This is a genomic window from Streptomyces lancefieldiae (assembly GCF_031845825.1).
GTDB classification, from domain to species: Bacteria; Actinomycetota; Actinomycetes; order Streptomycetales; family Streptomycetaceae; genus Streptomyces; species Streptomyces lancefieldiae.
Map to the genome: position 1 here is coordinate 54,993 of NZ_JAVRFH010000039.1, position 23,997 is coordinate 78,989.

Genomic DNA, 23,997 nt, shown 5'->3' on the forward strand with positions numbered 1-23,997 from the left:
GCGCACGGTGCGGGAAGCCCCACGCGGCCGTTTTCGGATCGAGTCACTACGGGGCGAGCCGCTACTTGTCACCGAACGCCTCCAGCGAACACGACTGCTCAGCCTCGGCGATTCCGGATTCCGGGAGGGTGCCCGTGGTGTCCTTGTCGAAGGTCCAGCCCAGGCCGTCAGGACTGACACTCGTGTCGGCGACGAGGTGGATCTTCATGCCCTTGTGCTGGAGACACTTGACGTACGCGCGGAAGTCGTCCGCGTAGTGCGGGTTGCTCTCGGGCGTGGTCTCGGGAGGCTGAAGCGGCAGCTTGACCAGGCAGGCCTCGTAGGCGGGACGGTACTTGGGGGCATCCGCCCTGCCCTGCTCCGGGGCTGCCTGCTTGGCGCCCGCGGCGGCCGCCCGCTTGGTGTTCATCGGTACGCCGTGCGCCTGCAGACATGCGTTGTAGGCGTCCGCGAGCCGCTGCTTCTCCTCCTCGGAGGTGTCCAGGCGCAGCTGAGGGCGCTTGGCGTCGACGGCCGAGTCCTGGGCCTCGTCCTTCGACGCCGGCTCCTTGCCCGTCGGTGCGCCGGACGCCAAGGTGTCCACGCTCTTGCCGGAGCCGGCCTCGGCGTCCTCACCGCTGCCGCATGCGGCAAGCGACATTCCGGCGACCACGGCCAGGCCGACGGCGAGAGCGCGCAGCCGCGGGCGGCGCACGGGCGGATTACGGGGGTGCTCCGGGGCGTCGACGGGACCGCAGGGTGTCGGCGAGTGCTGTGCATGCCTGTTCATGCCGATCAGCGTTCACCAGCATTGTCAGGTGATTGTCAGGAACTCATGGCGATGCGATCTGCTTCCCACGGCACGGGCAGAACACGGCCGTTGTCGTTCCTAGACTGACGCCATGCGCGCACATGTGATGGTGGCCGAAGACGACGCCGACCAGGCCGAACTGGTCCGTCGCTACCTGGAGCACGAGGGCCACGAGGTGACCCTGGCTCACGACGGCCGCTCCGCCCTCGACCTATTGCGCGGCCGACGCCCGGATCTGCTGGTCCTCGACGTAATGATGCCCCGGGTTGACGGACTGGACGTGTGTCGTGTCATACGTGCGGAGCCCCGTCTCGCGCACCTTCCCGTGCTCATGCTCACGGCCAGATCGTCCGAGGACGATCTTCTGCTCGGCCTGGATCTGGGCGCGGACGACTACATGACGAAACCGTTCAGCCCCCGCGAACTCATGGCGCGCGTCCGGTCGTTGCTGCGCCGCAGCGACAGAGGCCCGGACGCCGCGGCCGACCGGGAAGCACGCAACGCCGTCCTGCGGGCCGGGCCGGTGACCGTCGACCGCGTCCGTCACGAAGTGTGGGCGTACGGCCGTGTGATCCGCTGCACGCCGGGAGAATTCCGCCTCCTCGACATGCTCGTCGAGCACGCGGGTCAGGTGCTGTCCCGGACCCAGATCCTTGAGCGTCTGCACGGCTCCGACCCCTTCATCACCCTCAGGACGGTCGATGTCCACGTCATGAATCTGCGCCGCAAGATCAAGGACGTTCGACCGGGCCCTCAGGACGTCTCGCCTCTGGTGACCGTGTACGGAGTGGGCTACAAGCTCACGGACACTCCGCACGACCAGCAGGCGCACCCGTATGGGTAGGTTCCGCAAGGGAAGAAGGGTCCGGATCTCCGCCGTGCCGCTGCGGCGCAGTCTGCTGCTGCGCCTGCTGGCGGTGTCGGCACTCGTATCGGTCTGCTCGATCACCGCCACCGCATGGGTGGTCCTGCAGACCACCGCTGTCGTACTCAGCCGCGAGCGAGGGCAAGCACTGGCCGACGACGCCCGGATCTACGACACCCTCCTGGGATACGCCGCGACGCACCCGAGTTGGAACGGCGTCCGGCCCACCGTCGACCACCTGGCACAGTCCGCCGGTCACCGCATCGTTCTACTCGGTGAAGACGGGCACCTCCTGGCGGACTCGAACGCCGACCGGAATCGCCCCTTCCAGCCTCCGCAGCAGGCATCCGCGGTCATCGACCCCCTGGCCGTCGACCCTGAGTTGAACAAGAACACGGATGACGGCCGGTCGGGCACGGAGCGGATCGACCCCCGGGCGGTGGGACCGTTCAAGCTGTCCGAGGAAGACAGCGAAAGGCTGACGCGCACTGCGAAGCGGGTGGTCCTGTGCCTGCGCGAGTTCCACGGCATCCAGGCCCACGTTCAGATGTCGTCCGCCGGACGCCCGAAGGTGGTGGTGCCGAACCCCGGCGGTACACCCACCCTCGGTGAGCAGCGCTGCTCCCCCGGGTTCACTGATCCGACACCGTCGGAAGAGAGCGCCCTGGAGGGGCTCACGAGCCTCGTCAACGCGTGCCTGGCCCGTCGGGAGGTGGACGGGGTGAGGCTCGCGATTGACGGCAGTTGGGAACCCCGGACCCGTCACGCGCCCCCGGCCTCGACGGTCCTCTCGTGTCTGACGACCAGCCGCAGCCAGCAATTGGCACCGTACGTGGCACCGGCCGCGCTGCTGTACGTCAGCAGTCCCGGACGTACGGCGACGACGTTCTTCGACCTCACCTCCGCGAACCGGCTCCGCATCGCGGGCTGGGCCGCCGCCGTGCTAGTGATGACGGTTACCGTGACCACGTTGACCGGCATCCGCCTGGTGAAGCCGCTCAGGACACTTACCAAAGCGGCCATGCGCATGGAGGGCGGGGAGGCGTCCCCGAGCGTGCTGGTCCGGGGAGGCGATGAGATCGCGAAACTGTCGGCCGCCTTCAACGCGATGTCGCGACGCCGCGAACAGCTGGAATCAGCACGCCGGGACATGACCAACGACATCGCTCATGAACTGCGCACCCCGGTGAGCAACATCCGGGGCTGGCTGGAGGCGGTGGAGGACGGCCTCGCACAGCCCGACGCCGATCTGGTGACCAACCTGCTGGGACAAGCACTCCAGCTCCAGCACATCGTCGACGATCTCCGGGACCTTTCCGCGGCCGAGGCCGGCGAGCTCCGTCTGGTTCCGGCGCCCGTCGAGCTCATGGAGCTGCTGGCTTCCGTCGCCGTGGCCAACCAGGCCACGGCGACGGCAGCAGGCGTGACCATCACGGTCGTGGACACAGGACGCGTCCCGGTCATCGCTGATCCCGTACGGATACGCCAGATGATCGGCAACCTCGTGTCCAATGCGATCCGCTACACACCCGCGGGCGGGTCGGTCACTCTGAGTGCCCACGTCGACCTCGACACCGTCGTGATCGACGTGGCGGACACCGGGACCGGGATCTCGGCCGACGAGTTGCCGCACATCTTCGACCGGTTCTGGCGCGCGGAGAAATCCCGCAGCAGACAAAGTGGCGGCAGCGGCCTCGGACTGGCCATCGTGCGCCGCCTGGCCGAAGCACACCAGGGAACGGTGACCGCGGCCAGCACGCCGAACGTCGGCTCGACTTTCACACTTCGCCTGCCGCACCACTCATGAAGTGCGAGAAGCGGATCAGCGCCGGGGCGGGTCGGGCCAAGTCGGCTGACAGCGCCTGCTTCGGCCATCCGGCCCGGCTCACGCGTGCCGACGGCCGGTGGAGCGTACGGACGAGGCACCCGGCCACCGTGCGGTGACCGGGGCGGGCGGGGGCAGGCGGTGAACGAAGGCCGAAGCGACAGATCCGCCCGGTCCTCTCCGCCCGACGACAGGAGCGCGGGCCTCGATCCGGATCACCGTCCGAAGAGACCTGCGCCCTGCCATCCAAGAGCTCCAGCGCCACCTCCCACCGGAAGCGGTCCGCTCCCCCCGCCCGCCTTCGGCCAGTGCGGCTCCTACGACCCGACCAGCACGCCCATCTCCCGCAGTTGGTCCAGGCTCCGGCCGTACGCCGGGTGGGCGGCCATGGCCGCGTTCCCGTGCGGCTGGACCACGGTCGGGATGCCCATCCCGTACGCCTCGCACAGGATGCCCAGCGCGAGGGTGTCGGCGATGCCGGCGGCCCACTTGTTGATCGTGTTGAACGTGGCGGGCGCGACGGCGATGGCGTCGGCGGGCGGGAGGGGGCGCGAGTCGCCGGGGAAGCTCACCGGTTGTCCCCGCCACCGGAGGGGGCAAGGGCCTTGAGGCTGTCGGGGTCGTCGGTCTCCCAACAGGGCCCGCCCCCCGGTCGGCGGCCGCAGCACCCACACGGTGCCGCCGGCACGGACGTCGGTGACGATCGCCCGCCGTCCGTCTCCGTCCCTGACGAGGTCTCCGACCCACGCGCGCCGGGCGCTCACGAGGTGCCCTCCTCGGATGCTTCGGTCTGCGTGAACCAGCCCGACGCCGCGTCCGCGAGGTCGCGGCGGCGTCGGGCCTGACCGGGCGTACGGCGGGCCGGGGTGCCGTTCGACGCGTCCGCGAGGAACCCTCCCCGATCGCGGAGGAGCACGCCGAGGGCCGTGAACTGGGCCGCGTCGGAGGCGACATGTGCCGGGCCGCTGACGATGACGCCCCGGATCATCCCGGCGGACAGGGCAGCCGTGACCGCCTGCCACCCCGGCCGCTCAGCGAGCGGCAGCGTCGGGTCGGAATCGGACCAGACCCCGGCGACGTGCCAGTGCCGGGCGCCGGCGTAGTAGCGCCACGCTCCTCGCTCTCGCTGAGAGCACTGGAGGACAGGGTGCAGGAGTAGACGGCAACGGGCACGTGCCCGAGGCCGCCGGACGGGTTGTTCGGCATGCCTCAAGGCTGCTGGCCTGCGATGCTCGGGCCCAGGCACGGCCCGTCGCAGCGGAGGGACCTCGTGTGGGGCTCGACTGCCACGTCCCGTGGCAGCGGACGCGGACTTCGCCGTGGGGCTACCACGGCCCGTAGCAGTCAGGCTGGTGGCGCCCGCGGGGCTACTACGGACCGTGGTACTGCGACCTGTCCCTCAGCGCAACCCGAACGGGACGCCGGCGGAGTTGGCCAGCCCGCGCAGCCGGTTGACGGACACGCCGGCGAGCCTGCTGATGATGACGCCGCGAGGCATCTGGTGGCGCACCCAGCCGGGAGCCATCTCGCACACCGTTTGAAGGGTGTCGGCGGCGGCCTCCCGCTCATCGAGGCCGGCGGCGTCGAACCTGGCGCGGGCTTCTGGAAGGAGCCGACCTTTTCCCGGGTGGGCGCGAACGCGGCCAGTACTTCGTCGGCTTCGCGTATGCGTATGTAGCGATATGCGGTGACGATGCCGAACCTGGCAGCGAACTGTGCGTAAGTGTCACCGCACCACAGATGGGCCAGGGTGAGGAGGTCCTGCCGTCCGGCGAGCAGTCGCCGCCATCGGGTCCCGATCTCCCCTCACCGGGCAGTGAGGTGTCGTCCGGCCAGACACCGCAAGGTGCGACTGGACAGGTCGGTCGACGACGGGTAGGCAAGCACGCGAAGCTCCTGGCGGCTGCGGGCGACCTTGGTCAAGAACCCATCTACCAGGAGCTTCGCCGCTCCGCAGATCTGTCCAACACGCAGCCAGCACACTCAGGTCGAAAAGGGCTCACTGCGATACACCCAATGCCCACGCATGACCTTCGTAGAACAGGTCGCCGGCCTGACAACTCCGATACGGTCGCCGGAGCAATCGACTCGTAGGAAGGTGCTCCATGCTCGGCGTGTCAGGGGCCTTCGTGCTCTGGCTGATTCAGATCGTGGGCACGTGGGTGCTCGTGGGCCTCACCGTCGTGGCCCTGTTCCTCCGGACGTCCTTTTCCCTGTTCGCGCTCGCGCGCACGATCGTCACCGCCGCCGTCGTGTTGACCCTGGCGTATCGCTACGGGCTCGCCACTGACGGGTTCTTCGGGTGGGTGGACGCCGTCATCGTTAAGTACGGGCTGATGGCGATCGTCACGAGCATCGTCCTCGTTGTCCTAGCAGGCGTGTACGTCCTCGTCGTCCCGCCTGGCAGACGCCGCCCCCGACTGGTTCGCCTCTTCCTCATCAACGGCGAGGAGTTCACGGCTCCCGGCCCGCTCTCCGTCCTTGCTCTGGCGGGCGCGACAACCGGCGTGGTGGCCTGGTCGATGAACGCGATCGAGGAATACGACAACGCATTCGTGAGCCTCGTCACCGCGATCCTGGTCCTGCTTCCTGCAGGAATCTTCCTCTTCTTCGCTCCTCTCAGCCTCGCGGGCACGATCTTCAACGCGGCCAACGCCCACCCCGCCCTCCCCTCCCTCGCAGCACCGTTTGTGACAGTGGGCGCGATCGTCATGGACCGGTTCTCCGGAAAAATCATCGCCACACCCGACAACCTCAAGGACCCGTTCGCGCTCACTGGGCTCCTGATCACCGTGATCCTCAGTGCCGTCGAGCTCGTCCGGCTCAGAGGACGCGGTCAGGGCCTCACGCGGGACGCAGAGGCAGGCGGGGAGCCAAGCCCGATCCCCATCGACGAGACGGAGTCCGGAGCACCGGCCCCGCGATAGTCTCTCGCCGTGGGCATGCCCGAAGGAGGGGGACCGTGTCAGTGAGCATCAGCAGCGACGAAGCGACTGTCAGTACCACCACCAACGGCACTCCATTGAGCGCCGACCGGCTCAAGCACCTGGAATTCATCCAGGCCATCGTCACCAGGTTGGGTAACAACTCGTTCCTGCTCAAGAGTTGGGTGATGACACTCACCGCCGCCACCCTGGCACTCTCGGCGGGGCGGCTCAGCTGGCAGATCGCACTGAGCGGAATCGTCCCTCTGCTGGGCTTCTGGTTCCTCGACTCGTACTTCCTGCGCCAAGAACGACTCTTCCGGGCCCTGTACGAAGCCGCCCGGACACCCGACAGCACCGTGGAGATGCTGTCGATGAACGTCGGACCGTACCTGTCGAGGGTGACGCTGGCAAAGGCCGCCTTCTCTCAGACACTGGTGCTGTTCTACGGTGCCCTGCTGATCGCCCATTTCGTGGTCGTCCTCGTGGTCCACTGAATCAGGTCCTCGGAGGCGCGAGCGGGCACAGTAGGGCGGCCATCTCATCGGCCAGTCCGTCGAGCACGGCCGCGTCCCGGACCCCCGCCCCGTCTCCCGGCCACAGAGGCCCCATGGCGTCGCCCTGCCACCGTGGAACGAGATGGACATGGGCATGGAATACGGTCTGAGAGGCTGCGGATCCTGCGGAATGGATGACATTCATACCCTCGGGGGCGAGGTGGTCACGCAAGGCGGCTCCGACGCGGAGTGCGGTCGCAAGCAGCCGTTCTGCCTCCGTCGACGCCATGGCCCAGAGGTCCGGCGCATGCGTCCGGGGCACCACAAGCGTGTGGCCGAGGGTCGCCGGGACCAGCGGGAAGAACGCCACAGCGTGGTTGTCCTCGAAGATCATTCGCGCTGGTCCGCAGCCGACTGCGATGGAACAGAACGGGCACGGTTGCATGGACGTTCTCCTTCGAGGTTCGGAATTCTTCGAAGCAGTCCCCCGTCACCACCCTGTCAGTAGGAGCGAACGAGAAGGGGCGACACCGCCATGGGAGGCGTCTTCATCAACTACCGCAGGAGCCCGCGCGCCACACCTGCGGTGCACCGACTGCGGGAACGGCTCGGCCGCCACTTCGGCGACGCTCAGGTCTTCCTCGACACGTCGTCGATGCTGCCGGGTAACCGCTACCCGGATGACCTCAGACGCCGAGTGCACGAATGCGAGGTTTTGCTTGTCACCATCCCGGAGGGCTGGCTGGAAGCACAGGACCCGTCCGGCCAGCGATGCCTCGACCGCGCGGGCGACTGGGTGCGGCACGAGATCGAACTGGCGCTCGCCGCCGGGAAGACCGTGATCCCCCTGCTCCTCGACGCCGCGGAGACGCCGTCGCCCGAGCTGCTTCCCGCGTCGATCCGCGACCTGTCCCTGCGACAGGCGCATCGCGTCACTGCGGACGACTGGGACGAGGCCGTCGAGGAGCTGGTCGCCACGCTGGAGACCCTGGTGGCACCGGAGTGGGTGCCGATCCCCTCCGAAGAGCCGCCGTCACGACGGCCCGGCCGGCTGCTCGGCTGGGCCACCGGCCTCCTCGCCACCGCGCTCTGTGTCCTCGTGCCGTGGGCCGCGACGGCCGGAGGGCCGGTCCCGGAACCGGACGACGCCCCGGCCGCCCTGCTGCTAGCCCTCGCGTCCCTCGGGCTGATGGGCCTCGTCCTGGGCACCGTGCTGCTGTCCTGCGGCCCCGTGCGCCGCCCCGTCCAGGCGTGGGAACGTGACCTGCAGGACGCCACGCAGGAGAACTACCTCCGGGCGACCTATCCGGTGCCGGTCTTCCTCCTGTTGTTCGCGGCTGTCGTCGTGATCCAGGCGTGGGGGCGGAGTCCCGGCTTCGCCGTCGTACTGATGCTGGGCACGTGCATCGCCGTCGGCCCGATGGCAGCCCGCTTCGTTCGCTCCCTCAAGAAGGACCGCGAACGGTGGGTGCGGTGGCCGGAGGCGATGCCTGCGGCCGCTCCGGTGGCGGTGGTACGGCGAGAGATCGCCCGGCTCGACGTGCGTACGCAAGGGTGGAACGCACCGATCCGGCGAGAGCAGCGGGACCGGGCACGGTTCGCGCTCGGAGAACTGGCGGAGGCGGTGGCGGCTCAGGGACGGGCGGCGGAACGCGGACGGTTGCTGTGGTTGCGCGAGGCGCGGCCCTGGGTCTTCAGCGGGTACGTCCTGTGGCTGGCGCTCACTGTCGCCCTCACGCTCGCCTGGACCCTCCCCCTCGGAGGCGGACTCGAAGGCTGGGACTGGGCGCGGCTGCACGCGGCCCCTGTGGCCGCCGGGACCGTGGGCTTCGGGCTGTCCTGGACCACCATGGAGTGCGCGTACCGCTACCAGCGGCGACAGCGCCGGATGTTCCACACGGAGGCGACGCACCGGCTCGCAGTGGTGGAGGCACGGGTCGACACGCTGAGTTCCCCGTCCCGTACGCGGCTGGTGGCGGGGACGAAACGCTAGTGTGCTGCGCCGGAAATTGCGGCTCTAAGTTTGTAGGCTGTTTTCATGTCGCCTCGGGGTCCTCGTGCTGTCGAAGTTGTGCTGTCCGTCGAGGAGCGTGCGGAGTTGTCGCGCTGGGTGGACGGTGCGGTCTCGGCTCGTGTGGCGGAGCGGGCCCGGATCATCCTGGCCTGTGCGGACGGGGCGTCAAACGCCTCTGTCGCAGCGGACTACGGGGTGAGTAGGGAGACGGTGCGCAAGTGGCGCTCCCGTCCTGCACTCCCTCGCTGAATGAGCCCTTTCAGAGTGGCCACCGGATGGGTGACGAGGCTGGTGCCCGCAACGCACGAGGCTCCCGTGCCGTTGAGAGAGGTGTTCGACGTCTCAACTCTTCAGCGCGGGAGCCTCGTTGGTTCCATATCCTGCCGCACTCGACCTGCCTCATGCCCTGGTCGAGTGGGTAACCATGCTCATCGTCACCCGGGAGGGTGACCGCCGCTGCAAACTCCCGCCGCACCAGCGTGCTCTCGTCGCTCTGGTCTACCTCCGGCGGCACGACACCCTCACGCAGATCGCCGCGGGCTTCGGCGTATCCGGCGGCACCACCCACGCCTACGTCACCACCGTCGTCCGGCATCTGGCGGACAAGGCACCAGGTCTGCTGAAGGCCCTGCGCGAGACGGACTCCGACTACGCACTCCTGGACGGCACCCTCGCCGAGTGCCACCGGGTCGGCGACGGACAGGCCGACCACTCCTCCAAGTGCAAGCGCCACGGCGTGAACGTGCAGGTTCTCACCGATCCCGCCGGGGAGATTGTGTGGTTGTCGCCGACGCTGCCGGGCCGTGCCCACGACCTGACGGCAGCCCGCACGCACAAGATCATTCGGATCTGCGAACGCCAGGGCGTCCCGGTCCTCGCCGACATGGCCTACATCGGTGCAGGCGACTGGGTCACCACCGCGAAGCGCCGCCCGCCCAACGGCGAACTCACCCCCACCGAGCGGACGGCCAACCGGGCCCTGTCCGCCGCCCGCGCACCCGTCGAACGCGGAGTCGCACGCCTGAAGTCTTGGCGGATCTCCGCAGAGCCCGCTGCAGCCCCAACGTCATGACAGCCATCTCCAAAGCGGTCCTCACCCTGGAGAGGCAACGCTGAAGATGCTCATGTGCCTACACGTCGGAAATGATTACCAAGTGCGTTACTGCTGTGGAGGTGGGCAGACTGCGCGAAACACTGGCACCACAGCTGCCGGCACCGTTGCGCCTGACACGCCAACGGAAGGCCGTAATGACCGCCCTGTACCAGCGAGCCGGCTTCCCCTCCGCGCAGGAACTACACGAGGCACTGGAAGCCGAGGGCATCACCATCGGCCTGACCACGGTGTACCGGACTCTCCACGCCTTGGACCGGTCCGGACAGCTCGACGTCGTACGGGAGGAGAGCGGGGAGCGGCTGTACCGGCCCCGGCCCGCCGACGGGCACCGCCACTGTCTCGTCTGCCGTGACTGCGGCCTCAGCACGGAGGTCGAGGCCGACGCGGTCGAACGCTGGGCGGAGGGCGTCGCCGAAGGCATGGGCTTCACCGAGGTCGAGCACACGGTGGAACTGACCGGTGTCTGCGACCGGTGCGGCTTCACCCGGACCACTCCGGGCCCGGGCTCCGCGGAGCAGCGCGCTTGAACGGCGGCCGACTCTCGACGGACGCGCAGGAGGAACGACGGAGGTCTGGTGGCCTCACCCACCGGCGGCGAGGAGCCCAGCGGTCCTTCCGAGCGGTCGCGGGTGCGCTGATGCGGGCAGTACGAAGCGCCCGCCGACCCAGGGCGGGCGGGCGCTGCTCACGGAGCCGGGAGCGGTCCGGTCAGTGACCGTCGACCGTCCCGGAGAGTTCGTTGGTGGCCTTCGGCAGCGTCACGGACGTCAGCTTCTCGCCCGAGTCCAGGTCGAAGGCGTGCAGTTGGCGCTTACCCGGTTCGGAGACGTACGCCGTGTGGTCACGGACGAACAGCGTGGGCCTGGGCTGCTGCCAGTCCAGGGGCTCGGTCCAGTCGCCGACCGCCTCGATCTTCTTCTCCACCTTTCCGGTCTCCGGGTCGATGACGTGCAGGACACCGTTGGTACCGAGTACGAGCGCTTCGCCGTGCGGGCCACGGGCGAGCGAGCGGAAGGAGTAGCTGGTGCCGAGGTCGACCAGCTTCATCTTCGCCGGGCGGGTGTCGATCAGCGATATGCGGGTGGGCCGCTCCAGTTCCGCGTCGGGGTCGGTCTTGTAGTCGCCGAGGAGGATCGGTGAGGCGTCGCTGCCGGCTTGATTGCCGGTGCGGGCGTAGTCGTCGGGGGCGTCGACCTTGGTGAACTTGCCGTTCTTGTAGAGGAGTACGCCGTCCTCGCAGCCGAGACCGACGACGTCGCCCTGGGCGGCGGCCTCGCCGTGCACACCCGGGCAGTTCTCGGCGCGTGCGATCTCCTTGTCGTTCTTGTCCAGGACGAGTGCGCCGGTGCGCTTCTCCTCGGTGCCCAGGGTGGTGACGAGTTCACCGTCGGCCAGTTCGATGGCGACGCCGTGGTGGGGCTCGGCGGAGGTGTAGCTGCGGCCCTCCGGCTGCTTGCCGCCGGCCAGGTCCGCGGGGTCGAAGACGTCCACCTCGCCCGTGCCGTCGGTGAAGAGGACCGTCCTGCCGCCGTGCCGCACGACGTGGCCAGGCTTCGTGCCCTTGAACTCGGCGTCCGTGAAGGTCTGCCGGGCCGCGTCGAACACGCGGAAGCCGCTGTCGGTGGAGACGATGACGTGGTCCTTGTCGCCTGCCGGGTTGACCCGGTTGAAACCGGGCAGTTCAACGGTCTTCGCCAGCTTGAGGGTCTCGCCGTCGAGGACGTACAACCCTCCGTCGTACGAGGCGACCAGCGGACTCTCCACCGCGGTGGGCTCACTGCTCTTGGTCTGCTTCTTCGGCTCGGCGTCGGACGAGGCGCCGTCACCGCCGCCGCAGGCGGTCAGCGCCATCGACGCCGTCAGGGCGAGTGCCGTGCCCGTGAGCAGTCTGGCGCGTGTCGACCTGTTCATCGTGTGTCTGTCCTCTCCGGCCCTCAGGCACGGTGTCGTGTGGTGGAGCGGCCGGCGATCCGTGCGCCGACCCTCGGGGAAGAGTTGTCAGTCGCCGGTGAGGCCCTCGGCCATGGCCGAGGCGTTGGCGCGCATCATGTCCAGGTAGGTGCCGGCGCCTTTGCCCTTCTCGGTCAGCGACTCGGAGTACAGCGAGACGACTTTGACGTCACCGCCCATTTCCTTGCGCAGGACCTCGGCGAGCCGGGTGGGCTGGGAGGAGTCGGCGAAGACGGTGCGCACGTTGGCCTTCTCCATGGCCTGGGTGAGGGAGCGCAGGTCGGAGGAGCTGGGTGAGGCGAGTGTCGTGCCGCTGGGGACGACCGCGCCGATCACGCGGAAGCCGAAGCGATCGGCCAGGTACCCGAAGACGTGGTGGTTGGTCACCAGGCCGCGGCGGTCCTCGGGGATGTCCGCGAAGGACTTCTCCATCCACGTGGTGAGGTCGGCGAGTTGTCCGTCGTAGTGTTCGGCGTTGTCCCGGACGGCCTTCTCGTTCACGCCGTCGACGTGTTCGACGACTTGGTCGGCGATCTGGCCGGCCGCCTTGCGCACGCGGTCGGGATCGGCCCAGAAGTGCGGGTCGGGCTCGCCTGCCTCGTCGTCGGGACCACCCTCCTCGCCGATGTGAAAGGTGAGCGGATCGGCCGCCTCGCCGGCGGCGAAGGTGGCCACTCCTGATGCGCGGGCCGCCTCCACGTGCCGCAGTACGTTCTCCTCCAGACCGAGGCCGTTGTAGACGACCAGGTCCGCGTTCTCCAGCTCGGCGGCCTGGACGGCCGACAGTCCGAAGGAGTGCGGGTCGGCGTTGGGCTTCATCAGGACGCTGATGTCCGCCTCGTCGCCGATGATCTCCCGGGTGATGTCACCGAGGATGTTGGTCGTCACCACGACCCGGGGCCGCTCGTCGCCGCCGCCCGTGCAGCCGGTCGACGTACCGGCGACGACGAAGAAGGTGACCAGGGTCAGCAGCAGGGCGCGCACCCGCGCGGCCCCCACACGTACGCTCATCGGCCTGTCTCCGCCATCAGGGACGGCCGCATGTCGAGGTCGAAGGTGCGGGCGACACGGAGGTCGTCGTTGTAGTCGATCTCGTACACACGCTTGCCCGCCGGGTCGTTGAGGTAGGCCCGGCTCCGGTCGACCTCGATCACCGGTGCCGCGGCTTCGCCGGTGGCGGCCTCGGGGACGTCCTTCAGCAGGCGTTCGGTGACCGTGGTCTCCCTGCCGGTGGACATGTCGTAGCCGTGCAGGGCTCCGTCGTCCTCCAGGACGACGAGCGGGGAGCCTTCACCTGCGGTGTTGGCGGCGACGACGGGGCCGGTCTCCACCCGGGTCCAGGCGCGCCCGGTGACGTCCAGGACCCATACGGCGTCCTGCCCCGCGGGTGCGGTGAGCGTGGTGCTGCCTGGACGGTGCCGGAACTCCGCAGCCCGCTCCGTCTTCGGCACGTCCGCGCCGTACGGGATCTTCTCGGCGGTGAAGGTGCCGTCGTCCTCGTGGACGAGCAGGGCGCCGTCGGCACAGCCGAGGACGACTCCTCGCCGGGTGACCGCGTCGCCCTTCGGGTTCTCGCACGCGGCCTCAGGGGTGGCGACGTGCTTGCCGGACCGGTCGAGCACGACGACCTCCGCGGGAGCGTCGCCGTCGCGCGTGAGGGTGACCAGGTGTTCCGCGTACGGCACGACGGGCCCGGCGTAGGTGCCCGGGAGCTGGTCGGGGGCACCGAGGGCACCCTTCTCCAGATCGGCGCGGGGGTGGACGCCCGCCTTGCCGTCCGTTGCCGTGACGACGGTGACGCCCGCGTCGCTGCGGATGCTCGTGCCGGTGCCGCCCGGGAGTTCGCCCGCCTCCTGGATCTTCGCGCTGTAGTAGTGCACGTGGTCTCCGTGGTCGACCATCCAGGCGCCGCTGTCCAGGACGTGGGTGCCGTCCGCGCCGTGGAAGTAGCCGAAGCGGCCGTCGGTGGTGAGTTCGGTGGTGCCGGCCTTGCGCGCGGTGTCGTGGATCTTGCCGGTGATCAGGTCCAGCACTCGGGTGTCACCGGTGCCGGGGTCACTGAGAAGGAGCCGGGACTGCTGCTCGGCGGCCTCGCCGGCGCCCTCGACATAGCCGTGGGGGGTGGCGGAGGAGGAAGGGCCCTTCGGGCTGGACTTGGCGTCATCCTGGCCCGCGCAGCCTGCGGTCAGCAGGACCGCGGACAGGAGTGCCGGCATCAGGGGTGTGACGTTTCTTCGGACGAACAACGAGATCGCCTCAGGTTTCGTTCGGTCGGGTCGTGGGGGCGTGTGCGGTGACCGTGGCGGCACGGACGGGGAGAGCGGCGCGGCGTGCACGGCGCCGATGCCGGAATCCGGACGCCAGGTGGGAGAGGAAGAAGAGACTGACCGCCAGGGCCGAGACGGTCGCGCCGGCCGCGGTGCTCAGGTGCCAGGAGAGCAGCAGGCCGCCGAAGGTGGCGGTCGCGCCGAGAGCCGCGGCGAGGACCATGACGCCGCGGACGCCGCGCGCCCAGGGCAGGGCCGCCGCCGGCGGGGCGATGAGCAGGCCGAGGACGAGCAGCGTGCCCACGATGTGGAAGGAGGCGACGATGGCCAGGGCCAGCAGGCCGAGCAGCACGGCGTGCGCCGGCCGGGGACGCAGACCGAGCGTCCGGGCCTTGCGCTCGTCGAACGCGAGGGCCAGGAAGGCGCGGTGCCCGAGCACCGAGACGGCCAGCGCCAGCAGCAGCGCCACGCCGAGGAGGAGCAGGTCGCTCTCGCGTACGGCGAGGACGTCGCCGAAGAGGAACCCGGTGAGGTCCACGGCGAACGACTGCGAACGCGACACGACGATGACGCCGAGGGAAAGCATGCCGACGAAGAGCAGGCCGATGCCGGTGTCCTGGGACAGCCGCGGAGTGCGGCCGAGGGCGGTGACACCGGCCGTCATGACGGCCGCGCTCACCACCGCCCCCACCAGCAGGTTGCCCCCGAGCAGCGCGGCGACCGCGACGCCCGGCAGAAGGCCGTGGGACATGGCGTCGCCGAGGAAGGCCATCCCCCTCAGCACCACCCACGTCCCCGCGAGGGCGCAGATCGCCGACACCAGAATCCCGGCCCACAGGGCCCGCTGCACAAAGGCCACCTCGAAAGGGGCCGTCAACCACTCCATACGAGGATCCTACAATGACAATCATGTTCAATAAACAGCGCCCGATGCCGCCCGGCGACCTACCGAGGAACGAGCGCGTCCGGTTCAGCGACCTTGACGCGGGCTACCCGGGCCGTCCGGTACTCCGCCAACTCAGCGCGTGCATACCGGCCTTGGCCATGACTGCGCTCGTCGGACCGAACGGCAGCGGGAAGTCCACCCTGCTCGGCGTCCTCGCCGGCGTGATCGACGCCACATCCGGGCAGCTCCGGTACGCGGAAGGCCGCCCGCCGGCCTTCGTCCCGCAGCGCGGCGCCGTCGGCGACGCGCTCCCCCTCACGGCACGGCAGACCGTGGAGATGGGCCGCTGGGGAGAGCGGGGGCCGTGGCGGCGGCTGACCCGGCAGGACCGGACCGTGGTCGACTCCGCCATGGAACGACTCGGCGTGGCCGACCTCGCCGACCGCCAGCTCGGCGAGTTGTCCGGTGGGCAACGTCAGCGCGTCCTCATCGCCCAGGGCCTCGCCCAGCAGTCCGACCTGCTGCTCCTGGACGAGCCGACCACCGGACTCGACCCCGAGGCCCGGGAACGGATCACGGCGCTGCTGACGGAGCTGGTCGCCGACGGCACGACCGTCGTCCAGGCCACGCACGACCTGGAGGCCGCCCGCTCGGCCGACGCCTGCCTGCTCCTCAGCGACGGACGGCTGGTCGGGCAGGGGCCGCCCGAGTACGTACTCACTCCGACGGCCCTGTCCCGGATCTGGCAGCCGGCGTGAAGCACGCCGGACCGGTGATGCCCGGCGCGCTTACACCACCGCCGTGCTGGGCAGGCCCGGCACCGTGCGAAGACCGCGCCGACAGCCACGGGTTGACCGGGAACAGTGGATGCGAACGGTGAAGCGAGTGACGTGAGCGATCACAAGTACACGGGAAGGCCGGACGGGCTCGCCGACGCCGTGCGCCTGACCGTGCGGACCTGTGTGCAGGTCGTGCTCGGCGGGTTCGCGCTCCTCACGATCGTCACGGTCGCCGGGGTGCTCGGGCCGACGCTCGCGCTCGACCTCTGCACACCGCCCGTAGCGGCCTGGTGGACGGTGTTCACCGCCGTGGTCGTCCAGGGGTGCCGTTCCTCCTGCTCGGTGCGTTGGCCCAGCTGACGTTCATGGTGGTCGGCCCGATGATCGACCTCGAAGTGTCCGCGCTTCAGGCAGGCACCTTCGGGGGGAGTTCGCCCTCCGGTTCCCCTCCGTCACCTGGGTGGCCGCAGCGGTGAGCAGTGTGTGCTCGTGGGGTGGTGGCTGCTGTGAGGAAGTACGGTCCCGCAGTGCTGTTGCTACTGGTCGACGCCGCAGTGCTGCGCATCTCGCTGTTCAGCGACCTCTGCCTCCGCTACGTCCAGGCAGGACTGCGTCCCTATCTGATCGTCTCCGGGGCGCTCTGAGCCTGCTTGGTCTGCTACGGGTCGCCGAGACCGCGCGAGCGGCGCGGAAGAACACTTCCGGCGCCGACGGGCACGGTCACTCCGCCGAGGGCGAATCGGGCCACGATCACTCCCACGCGGCCGGTCCGCGCGTCGCCCGGCTGCTCCCTCTCCCTGCCCTCGCCCTGCTCTGCTTCCCACCCCCGGCGCTCGGTTCGTACGGCGCGGCGCGGGAGGAAGCCCGCCGCGCCGAGGAGTACGTCGTCACGTTCCCCGCGCTGTCGGCCAGTGACCCGGTGGAGCTGAGTCCGGCCGGGTTCGGCTCCCGCGCCGCCTACGACAGCGGGTACTCGCCGAAGGGGCGCACGGTGCGCCTGACCGGGTTCGTGACCACGGGCGACGGCGGTACCTGACCCGCACAGGCGCGGACCCCGGCACGTTCGACGACCTGCAGGACACTAGGACCCGGCTCCTCGCCGCCGACTCCATGGAACGTGAACGGACCGCCCGCGAGATCAGCCGACGATACGGTGACCGTCTGCGCCGACTCGCGGAAGCCGACGACGGCAGCGGTGAGGCCCTGCGTGCTCTGCTGACCTCGTTACTACAACTATCGGCGTCCGCGGCAGACAGCTGGCGCACGGTGGACAACCGCATCGGCGGGGGAGTCCAGCACGGCCCCGTCGTCCAGTCGGGCACCGTTACTGGGCTGACCTTCCACGTGGATCACGTCGATCGCACGGATCGCCAGTAGTGCCGGCGCAGCGAGGGCACCGCGCGTTCCTGGACTCGGTCAGCCTGTTCCTGCCCAGCTCGGATGCTACGGGTGCCGTGACAACGCGAGTTGGCCGTCCCGAGGCAGCCGCGCAGCTACGCGATGCCCGATGGTCACGGCGCCCCGGATCCCATCCGGCGAGGTCGTCGTCATCGTCGGCATTGCGTCGAGCGACGGGGCCGGAACCGGCAGGATGTGTGCGTCGACCCAGGCATCCCGCGTCACCGCGTTGGCCCAGGAGTCGTCGATCGCGACGGAGCCGGGTACGTGACGCCGTGACAGAGCACCCAGTGCGGGGCGTCGTAGCCCTTTGACTGGCACAGCCCGATACTCCCGAACCAGCCAATGCGGCCACGTGTGGGTGGAGTTCGACAGCTCGTGAGGGCAGGGCACGCGCGTGTCCTGCCCTCACGTCGTCGAACGTCAGGAAACGGGGAACCAGGCCGCCAGGCGCTTGGCAATGACCGGTACATCGATGTTGTCCTGCGCGACGTCCTCGACGAACGGGCCGGCAATGGAGACGTGTGGCGGGACGGTACTGGCGCTGACGCCGTTGAACCGCAGGAAGACGCGCGTGGCGAGCCAGGCGGTGCGCTTGTTGCCGTCGATCAACGCGTGATTGCGGGCAACGGAGTGCAGCAGCGCCGCAGCCTTCTCGTGCAACGTGGGATACAACTCGGCCCCGAACACGTTCGTCCGGGGCCTCTCGATCGCCGACACCAGAAGACCCATGTCACGCACGCTGTGCTCGGTACCGTTGACCGTGCGGGCGATGACCAGGATCTCGTCGATCTGGATGTAGCGCACGTTCGTCACTTCAGGTAGTCCAGAATCTCCGCATCGCTGTCCATCAGCTCGGCCAGAACGTCATCGACCTTCAGCTCGGCCCGGTTCTGCGCGTCACGGATGGCCTCGATGGCAAGTTCCTGCTTGCTGCGGCCCTCCCGACGAGCCCGCTCGGTGAGCTTCGCGTCAAGGTCATCGGGGAGCCGGAGTGTCATCGCCATACACCCATGATACCTGACCGGTATCATGGGTGGCGCGTTCGAGCCGCGTCCCCTGAGAACGTGGGGTCCAAGGCGCCTGATGAGGAGGTGCAGCAGAGACTTCCGCTGCGAGCGTCATCCGAGCGTCAAGGATCTCCGAACGCCCCTCTCAAGGCGTCGCCGATGCAAGCACCTCGCTCATGAACCCGCAGGTCAGCGAGTTATAGAGATCGATCCGCCCGCTCGAGCCGCTGCACGGAGGGAAACAGGTCGAGCGACCCACCCGGACAACAAAAGCGCAGGTCAGGACCCCTTGCCCGCAGGCTCGAGGATCGCCACGCACTCCACATGATGCGTCATCGGAAACAGATCGAACACCCGCAGCATCCGCACCCGATACCCCCCGTCCCGGAAGTACCCCAGGTCCCGGGCCAGCGCCGCCGGGTCGCACGCCACGTACGCGATGCGCCGTGCGCCGAGCGACGAGAGGTGCGCCACCGTCTTGCGTCCCGCCCCCGCGCGCGGCGGGTCGAGGACGATGAGGTCGACCTCGTCGATCCCGGTGCGCGGCAGGACGGCCTCGACCTTGCCCTGTTCGATGCGGACGCGGTCGAAGCCGGCGAGGTTGTGCCGGGCGTCCTCGACCGCGCGCTTGCCGGACTCGATGCCGAGGACCGCGCCCGCCTCGCCGACGCGGTCGGCCAGTGCGCCGGCGAACAGCCCGACGCCGCAGTACAGGTCGAGGGCCATGTCGCCCTTGCGCGGCAGCAGGCCCTGCATGACCGCCGTCACCAGCGTGTCGGCGGCCTTCGGGTGGACCTGCCAGAAACCGCCGCTGCCCACCCGGTAGGTACGGCCGTCCGCGCGCTCGCGGACGAAGGGGCGGCCGTGGACGCGGTGGACGCCGCCGTCCTTCTCCTCGACGCGCATGACGGAGACGGGGCGGTCCAGTTCGACGAGGGGCAGGCGCGCGCCCGGCTTCGGGGTCAGGATGACCTGTCGGTCCTGCGAACCGGTCGCCGCGATCGCCTCGACGGACTCCATGCCCGTCCAGTCGCGCCGCTCGATGCCCAGTTCGCTGACGCCCTCGGCGGCGATCATGCAGTGGTCGATCGGCTGCACCTCGTGCGAGCGGTGCTTGCGCAGGCCCGCACGGCCCTCGTCGTCCACGGCGTACTGCACGCGCGTACGCCAGGACGGGACCTGGCCGGCGGGTACCTTGTCGCCCTCGGCCGGCATCACCGTGCCGTCCCAGCCGACCTCCTCGGGCGTGAGGCCCGCGAGGCGCTTCAGCTGCTCGGCGACGACCTCGCCCTTCAGGCGGCGCTGGGCGCCCGGTTTGGCGTGCTGCCAGTCGCAGCCGCCGCAGCGGCCGGGGCCGGCGAAGGGGCAGGGCGCCTCGATGCGGTCCTTGGAGGCCGAGAGGATCTCGACCGCGTCGGCGCGCAGGAATCGCGCGCCCTCCTCGCCCTCCGTCACGCGGGCGACGACCCGCTCGCCGGGCAGCGTGTGCCGGACGAACAGCACCTGCCCCTCGGACGTACGGGCGATGCAGTGGCCGCCGTGGGCGACGGGACCGACCTCGACCTCGTACTCCTCGCCGACCAGCGAGACCGCTGGGGACTCCGCCTGCGACTTCTTCGGTTCTGCCTGCATGGCGGGGTGACTCCAGAGAACGGGACGACAGGGACGGACGTCAAAGGACAACAGCCGTCCAGTCTACGTCGCCGAAGAGGAGTCCTTCGCCCGGTCCTGCTGGGCCGGGCCGCGCCGGACGGCTCCGGGAGCGTTCCAGTCCTGACGTTTGCGGGCCCGCCGCTTGGCGACCTCGGAGGACTGCAGCTGGTACGGCACGGACGTGACCATGACGCCCGGGGTGAACAGCAGGCGGCCCTTGAGGCGCAGTGCGCTCTGGTTGTGCAGCAGATGCTCGTACCAGTGGCCGACCACGTACTCGGGGATGATCACGGAGACCGCGTCGCGCGGCGACTCCTTGCGCAGGCTCTTGACGTACTCGATGACCGGCCGCGTGATCTCGCGGTACGGCGAGTCCAGCACCTTCAGCGGTACGTCGATGCCGCGCCGCTCCCACTCCTCGCGCAGCGCCTTGGTCTCCGCCGGGTCGACGTTGACGCTGAGCGCCTCCAGGGAGTCCGAGCGCAGCAGCTTGGCGTAGGCGAGGGCGCGCAGCGTCGGGCGGTGGATCTTGGAGATGAGGACGACGGAGTGGACGCGGGAGGGGCGGACCATGTCGTCGCCGGAGGCCTCCTCCTGGTCCTCGGGGGCCGCGATCTCGTCGGCGACGCGGTCGTAGTGCTTGCGGATCGCCGTCATCGTGGCGAAGAAGATGCACATGCCGAGCAGGGCGACCCAGGCGCCGTGCGTGAACTTCGTGGCCAGGACGACGACGAGCACCAGGCCGGTGAAGAACGCGCCGAAGGCGTTGATCACCCGGGAGCGGGCCATGCGGCGGCGTTCCGCCTTGTCCCGCTCGGTGGCCAGCAGGCGGTTCCAGTGGCGGACCATGCCGATCTGGCTGAGCGTGAAGGAGACGAACACGCCGACGATGTACAGCTGGATCAGGCGGGTCGAGTCGGCGCCGTAGATGAAGACGAGGAGCACGGCCGCGCCGGCCAGGAGCACGATGCCGTTGGAGAACGCCAGGCGGTCGCCGCGGGTGTGCAGCTGGCGCGGCAGGTAGCGGTCCTGGGCGAGGATCGAGCCGAGCAGCGGGAAGCCGTTGTACGCCGTGTTCGCGGCGAGGAAGAGGACCAGCGCGGTGGCGGCGGCCAGCACGATGAACAGGAAGCTGCCCTCGCCGAAGACGGCCTCGGCGACCTGCGAGATCACCGGGTGCTGGACATAGTCCCCGCCGAGCGGGACACCGTTGTGGATCAGGTCGGTGGCCGGGTTCTCGGACATGCGGACGTCGGTGGCGGAGGCCAGCGCGATGATGCCGCAGAACATGGTGACGGCGAGCAGGCCCATCAGCGCGAGGGTGTTCCCCGCGTTCTTCGACTTCGGCTTGCGGAAGGCCGGGACGCCGTTGGAGATCGCCTCGACGCCGGTGAGCGCGGCGCACCCGGAGGAGAAGGCCCGCAGGAGGAGGAAGATCAGGGCGAAGCCCGCCAGGCCCCCGTGTTCCGGTTTGATCTCGTAGTCGGCCGTCGGGGCCCGCATGGTGTCGTCGAGGACCAGTCCGCGGAACGCGCCCCACACGATCATGATGAAGACGCCCGCGACGAAGACGTACGTCGGGATCGCGAACAGCGTGCCCGACTCCTTCACGCCGCGCAGGTTCATCAGCGTCAGCAGCAGGATCACGGCGACCGCGCAGGAGACCTTGTGCTCGACGACGAAGGGGATCGCGGAGCCGAGGTTCTCGATGCCCGAGGAGATGGAGACGGCGACGGTGAGGACGTAGTCGACCAGCAGCGCGCTCGCCACCGTCAGGCCCGCCTTGGGCCCGAGGTTCGTGTTCGCCACCTCGTAGTCGCCGCCACCGCTCGGGTAGGCGTGCACGTTCTGCCGGTAGGAGGCGACCACGGTGAACATCAGAACGACGACCGCGACCGCGATCCAGGGGCTGAAGTGGTACGCCGACACCCCCGCGATCGACAGGACCAGCAGCACCTCGCCTGGCGCGTAGGCCACGGAGGACAGCGGGTCGGAGGCGAAGACGGGGAGGGCGATGCGCTTCGGCAGGAGCGTTTCCCCCAGCCGGTCACTGCGCAGTGCGCGCCCGATCAGAATCCGCTTGGGCACGTCGGTCAGTTTGGACACAACAGAGGATCGTAAGCGTTCGAACGGGCGCGCGCCCACCCGCCACCCCCGTCCCGCCCACCATCTGCTCTCCGGGTGAATTCGGGGGGTGGTGCGGCTACGGATTCCGCAGAACGAGGGGTTCCCATGCCTATATGACAAACACCGCCCGTCACCTGGCCGTTGTCGCCCCTGGAGGTCCCATGCACCTGACCGCAGAGCTGATCGGCGGCGCCGTCACGCTCGTGGGCCTCGGAATCCTCACCCTCGCCAGCATCCGCAGCATCGGCCGCAGGGGGTCGTCGGCCGAGGGGTGAGACGACTCCTGCGTCCACCGACAGCTTGCCGATACGTTGGGCGCGGACAGGGGAACCCGGCCCCGCGGGCCCGGAGACGGGCCCCGGAAGGCATCCGTGTCGGCGTTCACCGGCATGATGTTCCCCTGCGGCCCGCACACTGGCCGCGACGTGTCGCCAGGCGAGCCGAAAGAGAGACATGAGCAGGACATTCACTAAGGCCGACGGGTCCGCAGGAAGCGCGGTGTGAGGCGATGCACATTGTCATCATGGGCTGCGGACGCGTGGGTTCCGCGCTAGCGCAGAACCTTGAGCAGCAGGGGCACACGGTCGCCGTGATCGACCAGGACCCCACCTCGTTCCGACGCCTGGGTTCGTCGTTCGGCGGCCGCAGGGTCACCGGCATCGGCTTCGACCAGGACACCCTGCGCGAGGCGGGCATCGAGGAGGCCGGCGCCTTCGCCGCCGTCTCCAGCGGCGACAACTCCAACATCATCGCCGCCCGCGTGGCCCGCGAGATGTTCGGCGTGGACAACGTCGCCGCCCGCATCTACGACCCCCGTCGCGCCGAGGTCTACCAGCGCCTGGGCATCCCCACGGTCGCCACCGTCCGCTGGACGGCCGACCAGATGCTGCGCCGGCTGCTCCCCTCGGGCGCCGAGCCGCTGTGGCGCGACCCCACCGGCGGCGTTCAGCTCGCCGAGGTGCACACCTCGGCGTCCTGGGTCGGCCACAAGATCAGCCGGCTCCAGGAGGAGACCGGGGTGCGGGTGGCGTTCCTCACCCGGCTCGGGGAAGCCATCCTGCCCACCTCGCAGACCGTTCTGCAGGACGGTGACCTGGTGCACGTGATGATGCGCACCGACGAGGTCCACAAGGTCGAGGCGGCGTTCGCCAAGGGTCCCGAAGAGGAGGGCGGTCACTGATGAGGGTCGCCATTGCCGGAGCCGGTGCGGTCGGCCGTTCGATCGCCGGCGAGCTGCTGGAGAACGGCCACGAGGTCCTGCTCATCGACAAGGCGCCGACCGCCATCTCGGTCGAGCGCGTACCGATGGCGGAGTGGCTGCTCGCCGACGCGTGCGAGATCACGTCCCTGGACGAAGCGGCGCTCCAGCGCTGCAACGTCGTCATCGCCGCGACGGGCGACGACAAGGTCAACCTGGTCGTCTCCCTGCTGGCCAAGACGGAGTACGGCGTTCCGCGCGTCGTCGCCCGGGTGAACAACCCGAAGAACGAGTGGCTGTTCAACGAGTCCTGGGGCGTGGACGTCGCCGTCTCCACGCCGCGGCTGATGTCGGCCCTGGTGGAGGAGGCGGTGAGCGTCGGCGACCTGGTCCGGCTGCTGCGCTTCAGCCACGGCGACGCCAACCTGGTGGAGCTGACGCTGCCGGAGGAGTCGGCCCTGGCCGGCACCCGGGTCAGCGAGGTCGAGTGGCCCGAGGACACCTCGCTGGTCACCATCATCCGGGGCACCCGGGTGCTGACGCCGTCCCCGGACGACTCGCTGGAGGCGGGTGACGAGCTGCTGTTCGTGGCGGCGCAGGCCCGCGAGGAGCAGCTGGAGGACCTGCTGTCGGCGCGGCGGACCGACGCCGCGCGCTGACGTCCCGCGGTACGACGGTGGGGGGGCCCCGAGGTCTCCGG

Annotated in this window: 24 protein-coding genes and 5 pseudogenes; 14 read left to right on the forward strand and 15 right to left on the reverse strand. The window is 69.5% G+C overall.

Annotated elements, in window-relative coordinates:
- Nucleotides 1–61: 61 nt before the first annotated feature.
- Nucleotides 62–769, reverse strand: coding sequence for a hypothetical protein (locus RM812_RS29765; RefSeq protein WP_311579064.1), 708 nt, complete (start codon nt 767–769; stop codon nt 62–64).
- Nucleotides 770–881: 112 nt separating this feature from the next.
- Here RM812_RS29765 and RM812_RS29770 point away from each other — a divergent pair, with 112 nt between their 5' ends.
- Together RM812_RS29770 and RM812_RS29775 are read left to right on the forward strand one after the other, a co-directional pair.
- Nucleotides 882–1,634, forward strand: a complete 753-nt coding sequence (locus RM812_RS29770; RefSeq protein ID WP_311579067.1) for a response regulator transcription factor — start codon at nt 882–884, stop codon at nt 1,632–1,634.
- Nucleotides 1,627–3,462, forward strand: coding sequence for a sensor histidine kinase (locus RM812_RS29775; RefSeq protein WP_311579070.1), 1,836 nt, complete (start codon nt 1,627–1,629; stop codon nt 3,460–3,462). Before RM812_RS29770 ends, RM812_RS29775 begins: the two co-directional genes overlap by 8 nt.
- Before the next feature lie 256 nt (nt 3,463–3,718).
- Here the strand turns inward: RM812_RS29775 and RM812_RS29780 are convergent.
- The 4 genes and pseudogenes from RM812_RS29780 to RM812_RS29795 all read right to left on the reverse strand — a co-directional run.
- Nucleotides 3,719–4,184 (reverse strand): annotated as a pseudogene (locus RM812_RS29780) (flavoprotein); the annotation flags it as partial.
- 56 nt (nt 4,185–4,240) lie between these two features.
- Nucleotides 4,241–4,468 carry a hypothetical protein gene (locus RM812_RS29785; protein WP_311579073.1) on the reverse strand — a complete coding sequence of 76 codons (228 nt, stop codon included), beginning with the start codon at nt 4,466–4,468 and terminating at the stop codon, nt 4,241–4,243.
- Nucleotides 4,469–4,879: 411 nt separating this feature from the next.
- A complete protein-coding gene (locus RM812_RS29790) occupies nt 4,880–5,005 on the reverse strand; it encodes a hypothetical protein (RefSeq protein ID WP_311579162.1) in 126 nt (41 codons plus the stop codon).
- A gap of 101 nt (nt 5,006–5,106) precedes the next feature.
- Nucleotides 5,107–5,367, reverse strand: a pseudogene (locus RM812_RS29795) (IS5/IS1182 family transposase); the annotation flags it as partial.
- Nucleotides 5,368–5,585: 218 nt separating this feature from the next.
- Between RM812_RS29795 and RM812_RS29800 the strand changes: the two are divergent.
- Together RM812_RS29800 and RM812_RS29805 are read left to right on the forward strand one after the other, a co-directional pair.
- Complete coding sequence (locus RM812_RS29800) at nt 5,586–6,407, forward strand: hypothetical protein (RefSeq protein WP_311579075.1); 822 nt, start codon at nt 5,586–5,588, stop codon at nt 6,405–6,407.
- A gap of 41 nt (nt 6,408–6,448) precedes the next feature.
- Entirely contained in the window at nt 6,449–6,901 is a 453-nt protein-coding gene (locus tag RM812_RS29805; protein ID WP_311579078.1) for a hypothetical protein, read from the forward strand.
- Nucleotide 6,902: 1 nt separating this feature from the next.
- Here the strand turns inward: RM812_RS29805 and RM812_RS29810 are convergent, their stop codons facing one another.
- On the reverse strand, nt 6,903–7,346 hold the full coding sequence (locus RM812_RS29810) for an HIT family protein (RefSeq protein WP_311579081.1): 444 nt from the start codon (nt 7,344–7,346) through the stop codon (nt 6,903–6,905).
- Between the two features lie 90 nt (nt 7,347–7,436).
- Here RM812_RS29810 and RM812_RS29815 point away from each other — a divergent pair, with 90 nt between their 5' ends.
- From RM812_RS29815 to RM812_RS29830, 4 genes and pseudogenes are all read left to right on the forward strand, one after another.
- Nucleotides 7,437–8,894: a toll/interleukin-1 receptor domain-containing protein gene (locus tag RM812_RS29815; protein ID WP_311579083.1), complete on the forward strand. Its 1,458-nt coding sequence runs from the start codon at nt 7,437–7,439 to the stop codon at nt 8,892–8,894.
- Nucleotides 8,895–8,939: 45 nt separating this feature from the next.
- Nucleotides 8,940–9,164, forward strand: a complete 225-nt coding sequence (locus RM812_RS29820; RefSeq protein WP_394816536.1) for a helix-turn-helix domain-containing protein — start codon at nt 8,940–8,942, stop codon at nt 9,162–9,164.
- A gap of 118 nt (nt 9,165–9,282) precedes the next feature.
- A pseudogene (locus RM812_RS29825) lies at nt 9,283–10,031 on the forward strand (transposase family protein).
- 27 nt (nt 10,032–10,058) lie between these two features.
- Complete coding sequence (locus RM812_RS29830) at nt 10,059–10,556, forward strand: Fur family transcriptional regulator (RefSeq protein ID WP_394816537.1); 498 nt, start codon at nt 10,059–10,061, stop codon at nt 10,554–10,556.
- A 181-nt stretch (nt 10,557–10,737) separates the two neighbouring features.
- Here the strand turns inward: RM812_RS29830 and aztD are convergent, their stop codons facing one another.
- The 4 genes from aztD to aztB form a co-directional block, all read right to left on the reverse strand.
- Nucleotides 10,738–11,940: a zinc metallochaperone AztD gene (gene aztD / locus RM812_RS29835; protein ID WP_311579087.1), complete on the reverse strand. Its 1,203-nt coding sequence runs from the start codon at nt 11,938–11,940 to the stop codon at nt 10,738–10,740.
- A gap of 87 nt (nt 11,941–12,027) precedes the next feature.
- Nucleotides 12,028–12,990, reverse strand: coding sequence for a zinc ABC transporter substrate-binding protein AztC (gene aztC / locus RM812_RS29840; protein WP_311579090.1), 963 nt, complete (start codon nt 12,988–12,990; stop codon nt 12,028–12,030).
- On the reverse strand, nt 12,987–14,195 hold the full coding sequence (locus RM812_RS29845) for a hypothetical protein (RefSeq protein ID WP_311579091.1): 1,209 nt from the start codon (nt 14,193–14,195) through the stop codon (nt 12,987–12,989). The genes aztC and RM812_RS29845 overlap by 4 nt, the downstream gene beginning before the upstream one ends.
- Before the next feature lie 40 nt (nt 14,196–14,235).
- Nucleotides 14,236–15,132, reverse strand: a complete 897-nt coding sequence (gene aztB / locus RM812_RS29850) for a zinc ABC transporter permease AztB (protein ID WP_311579094.1) — start codon at nt 15,130–15,132, stop codon at nt 14,236–14,238.
- A 14-nt stretch (nt 15,133–15,146) separates the two neighbouring features.
- On the opposite strand from aztB, the gene aztA reads away from it, so the two are divergent.
- From aztA to RM812_RS29865, 4 genes and pseudogenes are all read left to right on the forward strand, one after another.
- The gene (gene aztA / locus RM812_RS29855) at nt 15,147–15,890 is read left to right on the forward strand and encodes a zinc ABC transporter ATP-binding protein AztA (RefSeq protein WP_311579097.1); all 744 of its coding nucleotides are present in this window, start codon (nt 15,147–15,149) and stop codon (nt 15,888–15,890) included.
- Nucleotides 15,891–16,022: 132 nt separating this feature from the next.
- Nucleotides 16,023–16,271 (forward strand): hypothetical protein, encoded by a 249-nt coding sequence (locus RM812_RS29860; RefSeq protein WP_311579100.1) that lies wholly within the window; start codon nt 16,023–16,025, stop codon nt 16,269–16,271.
- 146 nt (nt 16,272–16,417) lie between these two features.
- A pseudogene (locus RM812_RS43110) lies at nt 16,418–16,944 on the forward strand (TIGR03943 family putative permease subunit); the annotation flags it as partial.
- Nucleotides 16,945–17,021: 77 nt separating this feature from the next.
- Nucleotides 17,022–17,288 carry a hypothetical protein gene (locus RM812_RS29865; protein ID WP_311579105.1) on the forward strand — a complete coding sequence of 89 codons (267 nt, stop codon included), beginning with the start codon at nt 17,022–17,024 and terminating at the stop codon, nt 17,286–17,288.
- A 66-nt stretch (nt 17,289–17,354) separates the two neighbouring features.
- Here RM812_RS29865 and RM812_RS29870 read toward each other — a convergent pair.
- The 5 genes and pseudogenes from RM812_RS29870 to RM812_RS29890 all read right to left on the reverse strand — a co-directional run.
- Nucleotides 17,355–17,617 (reverse strand): annotated as a pseudogene (locus RM812_RS29870) (peptidase C39 family protein); the annotation flags it as partial.
- A 115-nt stretch (nt 17,618–17,732) separates the two neighbouring features.
- The gene (locus RM812_RS29875; RefSeq protein ID WP_311579108.1) at nt 17,733–18,125 is read right to left on the reverse strand and encodes a type II toxin-antitoxin system death-on-curing family toxin; all 393 of its coding nucleotides are present in this window, start codon (nt 18,123–18,125) and stop codon (nt 17,733–17,735) included.
- Nucleotides 18,122–18,316, reverse strand: a complete 195-nt coding sequence (locus RM812_RS29880) for a ribbon-helix-helix protein, CopG family (protein ID WP_037672007.1) — start codon at nt 18,314–18,316, stop codon at nt 18,122–18,124. Before RM812_RS29880 ends, RM812_RS29875 begins: the two co-directional genes overlap by 4 nt.
- Before the next feature lie 282 nt (nt 18,317–18,598).
- Nucleotides 18,599–19,951 (reverse strand): class I SAM-dependent RNA methyltransferase, encoded by a 1,353-nt coding sequence (locus tag RM812_RS29885; RefSeq protein ID WP_311579118.1) that lies wholly within the window; start codon nt 19,949–19,951, stop codon nt 18,599–18,601.
- A 63-nt stretch (nt 19,952–20,014) separates the two neighbouring features.
- Nucleotides 20,015–22,078, reverse strand: coding sequence for an APC family permease (locus RM812_RS29890; protein WP_311579133.1), 2,064 nt, complete (start codon nt 22,076–22,078; stop codon nt 20,015–20,017).
- 529 nt (nt 22,079–22,607) lie between these two features.
- Between RM812_RS29890 and RM812_RS29895 the strand changes: the two genes are divergently transcribed.
- Nucleotides 22,608–23,279, forward strand: a complete 672-nt coding sequence (locus RM812_RS29895) for a potassium channel family protein (protein WP_311579144.1) — start codon at nt 22,608–22,610, stop codon at nt 23,277–23,279.
- On the forward strand, nt 23,279–23,956 hold the full coding sequence (locus tag RM812_RS29900; protein WP_311579147.1) for a potassium channel family protein: 678 nt from the start codon (nt 23,279–23,281) through the stop codon (nt 23,954–23,956). Before RM812_RS29895 ends, RM812_RS29900 begins: the two co-directional genes overlap by 1 nt.
- The last annotated feature ends 41 nt before the right edge of the window (nt 23,957–23,997 follow it).